9 protein-coding genes and 1 pseudogene are annotated in these 10,921 nt (G+C 67.1%); 4 read left to right on the top strand and 6 right to left on the bottom strand.

Annotated elements, in window-relative coordinates; genetic code table 11:
* Positions 1–46: 46 nt before the first annotated feature.
* Complete coding sequence (locus tag ACQKLX_RS10570; protein WP_427361538.1) at positions 47–814, bottom strand: fumarylacetoacetate hydrolase family protein; 768 nt, start codon at positions 812–814, stop codon at positions 47–49.
* 113 nt (positions 815–927) lie between these two features.
* Complete coding sequence (locus ACQKLX_RS10565; RefSeq protein WP_427361537.1) at positions 928–1,812, bottom strand: DMT family transporter; 885 nt, start codon at positions 1,810–1,812, stop codon at positions 928–930.
* A gap of 137 nt (positions 1,813–1,949) precedes the next feature.
* On the opposite strand from ACQKLX_RS10565, the pseudogene ACQKLX_RS10560 reads away from it, so the two are divergent.
* Positions 1,950–2,807, top strand: a pseudogene (locus tag ACQKLX_RS10560) (YihY/virulence factor BrkB family protein).
* A 20-nt stretch (positions 2,808–2,827) separates the two neighbouring features.
* Here the strand turns inward: ACQKLX_RS10560 and ACQKLX_RS10555 are convergent.
* Positions 2,828–3,703, bottom strand: coding sequence for a LytTR family DNA-binding domain-containing protein (locus tag ACQKLX_RS10555; RefSeq protein WP_427361536.1), 876 nt, complete (start codon positions 3,701–3,703; stop codon positions 2,828–2,830).
* Positions 3,704–3,779: 76 nt separating this feature from the next.
* On the opposite strand from ACQKLX_RS10555, the gene ACQKLX_RS10550 reads away from it, so the two are divergent.
* Positions 3,780–5,015 carry an acyltransferase family protein gene (locus tag ACQKLX_RS10550; protein WP_427361535.1) on the top strand — a complete coding sequence of 412 codons (1,236 nt, stop codon included), beginning with the start codon at positions 3,780–3,782 and terminating at the stop codon, positions 5,013–5,015.
* On the opposite strand, the gene ccrA is transcribed toward ACQKLX_RS10550, so the two are convergent.
* Positions 4,982–6,256, bottom strand: a complete 1,275-nt coding sequence (gene ccrA, locus ACQKLX_RS10545; protein WP_427361534.1) for a crotonyl-CoA carboxylase/reductase — start codon at positions 6,254–6,256, stop codon at positions 4,982–4,984. The two genes, ACQKLX_RS10550 and ccrA, sit on opposite strands and share 34 nt — an antisense overlap.
* Before the next feature lie 385 nt (positions 6,257–6,641).
* Entirely contained in the window at positions 6,642–7,394 is a 753-nt protein-coding gene (ubiG, locus tag ACQKLX_RS10540) for a bifunctional 2-polyprenyl-6-hydroxyphenol methylase/3-demethylubiquinol 3-O-methyltransferase UbiG (protein ID WP_427361533.1), read from the bottom strand.
* Positions 7,395–7,545: 151 nt separating this feature from the next.
* Here ubiG and ACQKLX_RS10535 point away from each other — a divergent pair, with 151 nt between their 5' ends.
* Together ACQKLX_RS10535 and ACQKLX_RS10530 are read left to right on the top strand one after the other, a co-directional pair.
* Positions 7,546–8,784 carry an aspartate kinase gene (locus tag ACQKLX_RS10535; RefSeq protein WP_427361532.1) on the top strand — a complete coding sequence of 413 codons (1,239 nt, stop codon included), beginning with the start codon at positions 7,546–7,548 and terminating at the stop codon, positions 8,782–8,784.
* A gap of 134 nt (positions 8,785–8,918) precedes the next feature.
* Positions 8,919–9,293, top strand: a complete 375-nt coding sequence (locus ACQKLX_RS10530) for a superantigen-like protein SSL4 (protein WP_427361531.1) — start codon at positions 8,919–8,921, stop codon at positions 9,291–9,293.
* Positions 9,294–9,323: 30 nt separating this feature from the next.
* Here the strand turns inward: ACQKLX_RS10530 and ACQKLX_RS10525 are convergent, their stop codons facing one another.
* Entirely contained in the window at positions 9,324–10,910 is a 1,587-nt protein-coding gene (locus ACQKLX_RS10525; RefSeq protein ID WP_427361683.1) for a CYTH and CHAD domain-containing protein, read from the bottom strand.
* Positions 10,911–10,921 lie beyond the last annotated feature (11 nt).

Below are 10,921 nucleotides of genomic sequence, written 5' to 3'. Positions count from 1 at the left end.
CCAAATTCTGAACGAATCGTTGGCTTGTCGCCCGCTGGCGAAAGCCTCAATCGCCCTGCTCCGCCAGCGCGAAGGAGATCGCGGTGACAGGATCGAGCCGAGCGATCACCGGCCCGACCGTGGGCGCGAGCACGCCGCCGCAGAGGCTACCGGTGGTGATGATCTGGCCGGCCTTGAGCGGGCCGAGCGGTCCCTCGACCGAGCGGTTGGCCCAGGCGAGTGCCGTGACGAGCGGATCGCCATTGGCGTGCAGCGCCTGGCGGTCATAGAGCACGTCGCCATCGAGCTCGACCGTGCAGGTCAGCGCCGGAACATCATCGAAGATGCTGAAGGGCACCTCGGGGCCAAGCAGATAGCCGCCATGGCCCATCGCATCGGCGAGCCAGAGCGGGAACGGGACATTGGTCCAGTCGGCGATGCGGCTCTCGACGATCTCGATGCCGACCAGCGCGGCGTCGCAATGGTCGATCAGCTCCTCGCGGGTGTAGGGCTGGCCGGGCCGCAGCGGCATATCGCGGCCGAGCCGGATGGCGAGTTCGATCTCGACGCGCAATTCGGCGCCGTGCACGCCGCGATAGGTGTCGCCGGATTTGAGATAAGGCCCCTGCATCAGCCCGGCCATCGGCCGGCCGCCCTCGCCGAGCGAGACCTTCCAGCCGGCGAGCGGATAGCCCATGCCCTTGTTGACCTCGGCCTGCGCGGCAAAGCCGGCATCGACATCGGCGGGGACCGGCAAGGTCGCGATGTCGACCAGCTTGTGGCCACGGCGGGCAGCGATGAAGGCGCCAGCAAGAGTTTCGGTCGTCGCAGCCATGGTCGTCTCGTCCCCGTCGTCAGCGTGGCGGAACCGTGCCGCCTGATCTTCTCTGGCTACAGCATCGACCGGCTTCCGGGAACCCAGGATCGGGCCCGCCTGATTCAACGACGCTATTTCCGGCTGGCGAGGACGACGCCGAACACCGCGACGGCCATGCCGATAAGCTGGATCGGCGTCAGCGTCTCGCCGAACAGAATCCAGGCCTCGACCGCGACCGCCGGCGGCACGAGATAGAGGAAGGTCGCGAGGCGCGAGACCTGGCCGCGGCGGATCAGGACGAGATAGAGCCCGATGCCGCCGAGCGACAGCGCCAGCACCGACCAGGCCAGCACCAGGCCCATGGTCAGGTTCCACTCGATCCGCATCGGCTCGAGCAGGTAGGCGAAGGGCAGCGTGAACAGGAAGGCGGCGATGTACTGCACCGCCGTCACCGTGCGCAGATCGCCCTCGACGATGCGCGCCTTCTGCCAGAACGAGCCGATGGTGACGGCGAACATGCCGACGACGTTGACGATGATCGGCAGCGCAATGGCGGACAGCGCCTCGGGCGCGACGCCGACCAGCTTCGGCTCCAGCACCAGCGCGATGCCGACAAAGCCGAAGACGATGCCGAGCCAACGGATCGGGGAGATATGCTCGCGCACGATCAAAGGCGCAAACAGCGCGGTCAGCACCGGCTGCAGCCCCGCGATCAGGCCGGAGACGCCGGCCGGCAATCCGTGACGTACCGCCCACCAGACGCCGCCTAGATAGACGGCGTGCAACAGGATGCCGGCGACGGCGCAATCGACGATGGCGCGCCGCGTCTTCGGCCACTGCGCCCCGAGCGCGACGGCGAGGATGGACAGGGCGAGCCCGGCACAGGCGAAGCGCACCGACAGGAAGGTCAGCGCGTCGGAATAGCGCGCCGAATAGCCGGCGACGATCCAGCCGCTCGACCAGAGGAACACGAAGAACGCCGGCGACAGGCGCAGGAAGAGCGGTGAATCGAACATCTCGGCGCGGCCTCTAGGCGCCTGATAGGCCCGATAACGGCAGTTGTCGCCGCATACGGACGCTGTGGCGGCATGTTCCGTGCACTTGCCACCGTAGCAGCGAAGCACCAAAGATCGTGCCATCGCTCGAGAACCGCATGTCGCTACGTTCCGTCCCTGCCCTCGCCTTCGAGCGCTTCATCGCCCATGACGGCTGGGCGATCGCCAGCCACATCGCGCTCTCGGTGCTGATGTCGCTGTTCCCCTTCCTGATTCTCGTCACCGCGCTCGGCGGCTTTTTCGGCTCGCAGGCGGCAGCCGACGAAGCGGCGCAATTGCTGCTGGAAGCCTGGCCGCGAGAAGTGGCGGAGCCGATCGCGCGCGAGGTTCGCTCGGTGCTGACCGCGGTGCGCAAGGACGCGCTGACGCTGGGCGCGATCCTGGCGCTCTACTTCTCCTCCTCAGGAGTAGAAGCCGTCAGGGTCGGGCTCAACCGCGCCTAAGAAGCCTATGAATGGCGCAGCTGGTGGCGCACGCGGCTGGAATCGATCGTCTACGTGGTCGGCGGCGCGATCTTCATGCTCGCCTTCTCGCTGCTGGTCGTGCTCGGCCCGCTGATCTGGCGCGGCATCGTCGGTTTCGCGCCGGCCCTCGCCCCGCTGGGCTTCCTGCTCGCCTTCCTGCGCATTGCGGGTGCGACCGTGCTGGTGGTGCTGGCACTCGCCGTCGCACATAAGCTGCTGCCGGCCCGGGCGCCGCATATCGGGGCGATGTGGCCGGGCATCCTGATGACGCTGGTGGTCTGGCTGATCGGCGGCGTCGGCTTCGGCTGGTATCTCGATTCCTTTGCCGGCGCCTATGTCACCACCTATGCCGGCCTCGCCACCGCGATGATCGCGCTGGTCTTCCTGTATTGGCTGGCGGCGATCTTCCTCTATGGCGCCGAGCTCAACGCCGCCATCGCGCTGCACCGCGCGCCGGAAAAGTCGACCGGGGATGTGCTGAGCGGGCTGTGAGCGCAGGCCGGTGCCCACGATCAAGGCGTGAGCACGACAAGACCTTCGCGATAGCGGCGGCTGCCGGCGAAACTCTCGCCGGTATCCATCTCGACCTCGAAATCACCCGACGGCTTGCCGGCGATGCGCCGGATGCGCCCGTGATTGACCAGCCTCGCGCGGTGGATACGGGAAAAGCCGAGCGGGCGCAGGCGTTCCTCCTCGGCCTGCAACGTCGTGCGGATCAGGTGGCGCTTGCCGCTCGCCAGCCAGTATTCGACATAGTTCCCGGCCGAGACCACGGCGACAATATCGGCCGGTTCGAGCCGCAGATTGATCGTGCCGTCGCGCAGCCAGAGACCGCCGGGCGCAGCGGCTGCGACAGCCGCTGCTTGCGGCTGCGGACGCCTGCGCCAGAGTTCGCTCAGCCAAAACACGGCCGCGAGCAGCAGGTAGACGAGAATATCCTTGCGCAGCTCGTAGAACAGGTTGCCGCCGGAGAAGCCGAAGCTGTAGTCGCCGGCGCCAGCGGCCCAGTAGCCGAGCTTGCGCAGCAGAACCATGCCGCAGACATGCACGGCCGAGAACGCGAGGATCGCAGTAGCGTGCAGCGGCCCCAAGAGCCATGGTCGGTGCGGCCAGGCGAGCGAGACCAGCACCAGCCGATGGACGAGCGGCGCCAACGCGACGACCAGGACGCCACTCGAAATTTCCCAGAGCAGGGGTTGCCACAGCGGAACGGCGCGGCCGAGGCGGGCGAGATCGTGCCAGGTCGAGAAGGTGTTGACGAGGCAGGTCGCGGTGGTGCCGAGGGCGATCGCGAGATAGGGCAGCCAGCCCGGCAGACGGCTGGCTCCGCCGTTCGTCACGGCTGCCCCGCCGCTCGTCCCGGCTCGCTGGCTTTCGTCACGGAGCATCGGCTGCTCGTCCCGCACCGTCTCGACCTTTGCGCAGGCATCCCGGCCTGCTCGGAGCGAGCAAGGGATAGCCGCCATGACTGCGCAAACCGATCATTCGCCACCACACAGCACCGAACGCCGGCTCGATCTCGACTGGATCAGGATCGCCGCCTTCGGCCTGCTGATCCTCTACCATGTCGGCATGCTCTATGTGTCATGGGGCTTCCATGTGAAGAGCCTCCACCAGCTGCGCGAGCTCGAGCCATTGATGCTGCTGCTCAACCCCTGGCGGATGGCGCTGCTCTTCCTGGTCTCGGGCGCGGCGACGCGCTTCATGCTGGGCAAATACGAGGTCGGGGCCTTCGCGAGACGGCGCTCGGCCCGCCTGCTGATCCCCCTCGCCTTCGGCATGCTGGTGGTGGTGCCGCCGCAATCCTGGGCCGAGGTCGTCGAGAAGCTCGGGTTTTCCGGCGGCTATCTCGACTTCTGGTTCGGCCACTATCTCGCCTTCGACCAGAGCTTCTGCCGGATCGAGACCGGCCGGCAGGCCTGCATCATTTTGCCGACCTGGAACCATCTCTGGTTCGTGGTCTATCTCTTTCTCTACACCATGGCGCTCGCCGGGCTGATCGCGCTCTCGCCTGGTCTGCCTGGTCGTGGTGAGCGACTGCTAGAGCGCGCCCTGCCCGGCCTGCTCCTGCTGCTCGGGCCGGCGCTGCTGCTCGGGCTCAACCGCTTCCTGGTCTTCCCTGCCTTCCCGCCGAGCCATATCGTCGTCGGCGACTGGTACCAGCACGTCCTCTACGGCTTCTGCTTTCTGTTCGGCTTCTTCGCGGCGCGCTCGCAGCGGCAGGCCGAGCGGACCGAGCGCCTGCGCTGGCTCGCGCTCATCCTCGCCGTCGCGGCCTTCCTCGCCATGCTCTGGCTGCGTGCCCAACCGCCGGGCGATCTGCGTCGGCTCGTCGGACCGTTCGTCTATGGGCTCGACCAATGGTGCTGGATCGTCGCGATCCTCGGCTTCGCCCGCCGGCACCTCTCCCAGCGCGATGGGCCGGTGCGGCGCTACCTCGTCGATGCCGTGTTCTGCTGGTACATCGTCCACCAGACCGCGATCATCCTCGCGGCGCATTGGCTGAAGCCGCTCGCCCTGCCGGCCGGGCAGGAAGCGTCGCTGGTCATCGCGATCGCCGCGCTGGGCTGCGCCGCGAGCTATGAGATCGCCAGGCGCATCGGCTGGCTGAGGCCCCTGTTCGGGATCTCGGCGGGCAGGCGCAGGCCCCTGCCCGCCCCTAGCCTTCAGCCCTCAAGCGCCTCGACCACGTCCTCATAGGTCCGCAGACCGGTGCGCGGGGCGTAGACCAGCACGGCCATGTTGCCGGGCGCGTGCTCGTTCTTCCACATCTTGTGATGGGCGAGCGGGATCTTGTCCCAGGGGAAGACCTCGGACATGCAGGGATCGACGCGGCGGTCGATGACAAACTGGTTGGCGGCCGAGGCCTGCTTGAGATGCGCGAAATGCGAGCCCTGCACACGCTTTTGCCGCATCCAGACATAGCGGGCGTCGAAGGTGATGTTGAAGCCGGAGGTGCCGGCGCAGAACACCACCATGCCGCCGCGCTTGGCGACGAGGCAGGAGACCGGGAAGGTCGCCTCGCCGGGATGCTCGAAGACGATGTCGACGTCCTTCTTGCCGGTGATGTCCCAGATCGCCTTGCCGAACTTCCGGGCCTCCTTGGTCCACTCGGCATATTCGGGCGAGTTGACCGTGGGCATCTGGCCCCAGCAGTTGAAGTCCTTGCGGTTGATCACGCCCTTGGCGCCGAGGCCCAGCACATAGTCGCGCTTGGTCTCGTCGGAGATGACGCCGATCGCATTGGCGCCCGACGCCGCGCAGAGCTGCACGCCGAAGACGCCGAGGCCGCCCGAGGCGCCCCAGATCAGGACATTGTCGCCCGGCTTGATCGTGTGCGGGGCATGGCCGAAGAGCATGCGATAGGCGGTCGCCAGCGTCAGCGTATAGCAGGCCGATTCCTCCCAGGAGAGGTGCTTCGGCTTCAGCATCAGCTGCCGCGACTGCACCCGGCAGAACTGGGCGAAGGAGCCGTCCGGCGTCTCGTAGCCCCAGATGCGCTGGGAGGAGGAGAACATCGGATCGCCGCCATTGCACTCCTCGTCGTCGCCGTCGTCCTGATTGCAGTGGACGATGACCTCGTCACCGACCTTCCAGCGCTTCACCTTGGAGCCGACCGCCCAGACGATGCCGGAAGCGTCGGAGCCGGCGATGTGCAGCGAGCCCTTATGGACATCGAAAGGCGAGATCGGCTGGCCGAGGCCGGCCCAGATACCGTTGTAGTTGACGCCGCCAGCCATCACGAGGAGCAGGACCTCCTCCTCGCCGATCGACCAGGTCGGCACCACCTCGACCTTGAAGCTGTCCTGCGGCGGGCCGTGGCGCTCGCGGCGGATCGTCCAGGCGTACATGTTGGCCGGGACATGGCCGAGCGGCGGCAATTCACCGAGCTCGTAGAGATCCTTCAACGCGGGCTTCGCGACGGGTTGCAGCTGTGCCATCTGATCTCTCCCTTGTCGCCACGCCTGTGATCCGGTGGCGTTGCCGGCATCATGCAGGCCATTGCTGCGCTGCGCCATACGCCTATCGAATTATGCCGCAGCGCAAAAAACAAGAGGAAAGGCGCAAAGTTCCCTTGCCGTTTGCCTCGCGCCGAAGCGGCGACGACAGCGCGGCGCTCGAGGCCCGGCTCGCGGCCTGAAGCGTTCAGCCCGTAGCGGCTCTTCGAGTTCTAATCGGACGCCGAGGCGCAGGGATTAGGGGAATCTGTACCCCGGCGTCCGCTGAGCCGATTTGCAGGGCGGCTCGGATCGCCCGTGTGAGATTCAGGGGCGGTTTCGATCGAATTTCAAGGACGCCGGCGCAGGATCATTGCGCCGCGAAAGGTCACGCCGGACGGCCAGCCGCAAGCATGTAGTTGACGTCGAGATCGCGCGAGCGCGACCAGCGATCGGCGAGCGGGTTGTAGGCGACGCCCTCGCGGGCGAAGACCGAGAGCCCTCCGGTCTCGATCGCGGCCTCGAGCTCGTCCGGGGTAACGAATTTCTCCCAGTCATGCGTGCCGCGCGGCAGCCAGCGCAGGATGTATTCGGCGCCGACGATGGCGAGCGCATAGGATTTCAGCGTGCGATTGAGCGTCGCCATGACCAGAAGGCCGCCCGGCTTCACCGCCGCGCAGCAGGAGGCGACGAAGGCCTCGACATCGGCGACATGCTCGACCACCTCCATGGCGAGCACGATGTCGAAGCGCGCGCCGGATGCGACAACCGCCTCGATCGTCTCCTCGCGATAATCGACGCCGATGCCGGCCTTCTGCGCATGCGCACGCGCCACGGCGATATTGGTCGTCGCCGGGTCGAGCCCCGTGACCTCGGCGCCCAATCGCGCCAGCGGTTCGGAGAGCACACCGCCGCCGCAGCCGATATCGACGAGGCTCAGGCCCTCCAGCGTCCGCAGCGATTTCGGATCGCGACCGAAGCGCTCGCAGGCAAGGTCGCGGATGAAGGCGAGCCGCACCGGGTTGAACTTGTGCAGCACCGCCATCGGCCCTTTCGGGTCCCACCAGCTTTTCGCCAGCGCGTCGAAGCGCGCGACCTCGGCCGGGTCGATGGTGGAGCCTTCGCGTGCCGCTGCCGTCATCGCCTTTGATGTCCTGTTTACGCTCTGACGGGTTATGGCTGCATTGACACCGCCCGCACCTCCCGTCATCTACACGCGCCTTTCGCCGAGTGCGAGGGCGCTATTTGTCCCGGCCCTGCGCCGGGTCCGTTGTTGAGAGCTCTTGGACGTCATGGCCCGTCTGGTGATGAAATTCGGCGGCACATCGGTCGCCACTGTCGAGCGCATCAAGAACGCGGCACGCCACGTCAAACGCGAATTCGACGCCGGCAACCAGGTCGCGGTCGTGGTCTCGGCGATGTCGGGCAAGACCAACGAGCTCGTCGCCTGGTGCAAGGAAGCCTCGTCCGCCTACGATCAGGCCGAATACGACACCGTCGTCGCCTCGGGCGAGCAGGTCACCTCCGGCCTAATGGCGATCGTGCTGCAGGAGATGGGGCTGCCCGCCCGCTCCTGGCAGGGCTGGCAGATTCCGCTCTACGGCTCGGACGCGCATGGCTCGGCAAGGATCGAGGGCGTCGATGGTGCCGGCATCCTCGCCGGCTTCGACCGCAACCGCGAGATCGCCGTCTGCTCCGGCTTCCAGGGCATCAACCCGCGCAGCCACCGCATCGTCACGCTCGGCCGCGGCGGCTCGGACACCAGCGCGGTGGCGCTCGCCGCTGGCCTCAAGGCCGATCGCTGCGACATCTACACCGATGTCGATGGCGTCTACACCACCGATCCGCGCATCGTCCCGAAAGCGAGGCGGATGGACAAGGTCTCGTTCGAAGAGATGCTGGAGATGGCCTCGCTCGGCTCGAAGGTACTGCAGGTGCGCTCGGTCGAGATCGCCATGGTCCAGCGCGTACCGACCTATGTGCGCTCCTCCTTCGACGACCCCGACAACCCCAATCCAGGCACCCTCATCTGCGACGAGGACGACATCGTGGAACAGCAGATCGTCACCGGCATCGCGTTCTCGCGCGACGAAGCCCAGATCACGCTCCGGCGCGTCGCCGACAAGCCGGGCGTCGCCGCGGCGATCTTCGGGCCGCTGGCCGACGCCAATATCAATGTCGACATGATCATCCAGGTCGTCTCGGACGACCAGGCGACCACCGACATCACCTTCACCGTGCCGACGGCCGACTACGAGCGCTCCAAGGGCCTGCTCGAATCGATGCATGACAGCATCGCCTACCAGGACATCCAGGGCGCAACCGACGTGGTGAAGATCTCGGCGATCGGCGTCGGCATGCGCAGCCACGCCGGCGTCGCGGCACGCGCCTTCCGGGCGCTGGCCGAGAAGGGCATCAACATCCGCGCCATCACCACCTCCGAGATCAAGTTCTCGGTGCTGATCGACGCCGCCTATACCGAGCTCGCGGTCCGCACCCTGCACTCGCTCTACGGGCTCGACGCCGCCTGAGATCAGGGCGAAGTCTCGGCGGCGCTGCCCCGTCAGCGCCGCTGTATGACCACGAAATGACCTGATCGCTTCCAGCCTCTGATCCCATTGCTGATTTCTAATCGTCCTTTCCGCAACCGATGGAAGGACACGCCATGCGTATGATCACGATCGCCGTTGCCAGCGCCGCCACGATCCTGGCCGGCGCCGCCTATGCCCAGGCACCGTCGACGGAACGCCCGACGAGCAAGCCGCCTGCCTCGTCGCCGGAAGCTCCGGCGAACGCGCCGACCATCACATCGGTGAAGGTGGTCGAGATCGACGAACTGCCCGAGGCGACCAAGGCGCAGGTGAACCAGCTGGTGGCGACACGCACCGCCGACGAACTCGAAAAGCTGCGCCAGGCGATCGAAAAGGCGCCGGCGGTAAAGTCCGCCGTCGAGGCGAAGGGCTTCTCGCCGCGCGACGTCGTGCTCGCCCAGGTCAACAATGACGGCGAGCTGACGATCGTGACGAGGAAGGCCAGCTGACGAAAGGCGGCCGGCGCATCAGCCGGAAGCCTACGCCCAGAAGGGCGTGGCAGCCTCGAATTTGCGCCAGCGCCGCTTGAGTTTGCGACCCGCCTCGATGGTCTGGCGGGATTGCCAGCCATGCACGGCGCCGGCGGCGAAATGCAGCTCCGGCCCCCCCTTGCCGCCGCGCAGGTCGGCGATGAGGTGCCGCGTCGTCGCAGCGTCATTGGCGAGGCCGAGCGCCTCCTGCAATCGCGACAGCCGCCCGAGATATCTGCGCGCTGCCGCGCCGTCATGCAGCGGCAGGAAGAACTCGGCAGTATAGCGCAGCTTCTTCAGCGCGAGCCGCAACTGATGGCGCGCCTCCGGAGCAAGGCTGCCGAAATGGCGGCCGCGCTTCAGCGCCTTGCGATGAGTGCGCGCCAGGATGCGGCCGGCGAAATCGTCGGCCGGCTCTGCGAGCACCGCCATCGTCTCGCTTGCCACGCCATTGCGCCAGCCTCGACGCTCGATCAGCGCGCCGAACGACAAAAGGAAGCGGCTGGTCTGCGGATCGGCCAGACGCTCCTGCACGGCGGCATAGCTGCTCTCCCGGTGCGGCTCGGCTGCCTTGCGCAGCACTTTCAATCCGGCATCCTCCAGCCCCTCGTCCTCGATATCCGGCACCGTCTGCGTGATGAAGACATCCCAATTGCGGGCTGGGCCCAGGGCATGGCCGAGACGCTTCGCCTCCTGCCCGATCGGCACGAGCGCCGGTGACGCAATCTCGCTCTTGAGCACCGTCAGCGCCGAGCGCAGGCGGCGCAGCGATACCCGCATCTGATGGACCGCTTCCGGCCCCGAGCGCGTGGCGACAGGAGCGAGATTGCCGAGGAGCTGCTTGTAGGTATTGCCGAGGATCGCGGCGATCGCCGCATCGGCATTGTCATCCGCGCCGATCTCGACCGGCTTTGCCTTCACCGCCCGTGGCAGCCGCGAAAAGGCGAGACCGTAGCCGCGCGCCGATTTGCTCTGTGTCGCGACCTGCAGCGGGGCCACATCCAGCATGGCCAGCCCGAACTCGTAGAGCGCCGCAGCCTCGCCTTCCTTGAGCTCGAGCTCGACCTCGCTGACCGGCAGGCTCTTTTCGCCGGCCTCGATCGTGCCGTCGTCGAAGGCGATCTCGATCAGTGCGCCGGCGTAGTCGAGCCGGCGCAGGCGCCGCCTGATGCGCGTGGCGAAGGCCGGCGCGAGCTGCCCGGCCGACAGGCTGGCGAGCGGTTCGCCGATCTCGGCCAGAGGCAGCAAGGCGAGGTCGAGCGTGCCATCCGGCAGCGCCGCCTCCCATTCATCACGCACCAGCGGATCGCCCGAATCGGAACGCTTCAGCGTCTGGACATGGCGCTTGCCACTGCGGCGCACGCGCAGCGACAGGCCGTTGCGGTCGAGCAGGCGGTCGGGCGTGTCGTAATAGACCGCGTCGAGCCGGCGGGTGACGCCCTGGTTGCGGGCATGGCGCGCGATCAAGTCCGCGCTGCGCAGCGTCTCCAGTGCCTCGGGCGAGGCGGCCAGTTTCAGTTCGATCTCGCGCGGCGGCGGATTCTTCGGCGCGGGAGGTGCAGCGTCGTCGGGCTGGGCGACATCAGGACTCGGCACAACGTCCAAGG

It is taken from the genome of Allobosea sp. NPDC003192 (assembly GCF_050275675.1).
In the GTDB taxonomy this organism is placed as follows: Bacteria; Pseudomonadota; Alphaproteobacteria; order Rhizobiales; family Beijerinckiaceae; genus Allobosea.
This window is presented reverse-complemented; position numbering and strand designations above follow the sequence as displayed.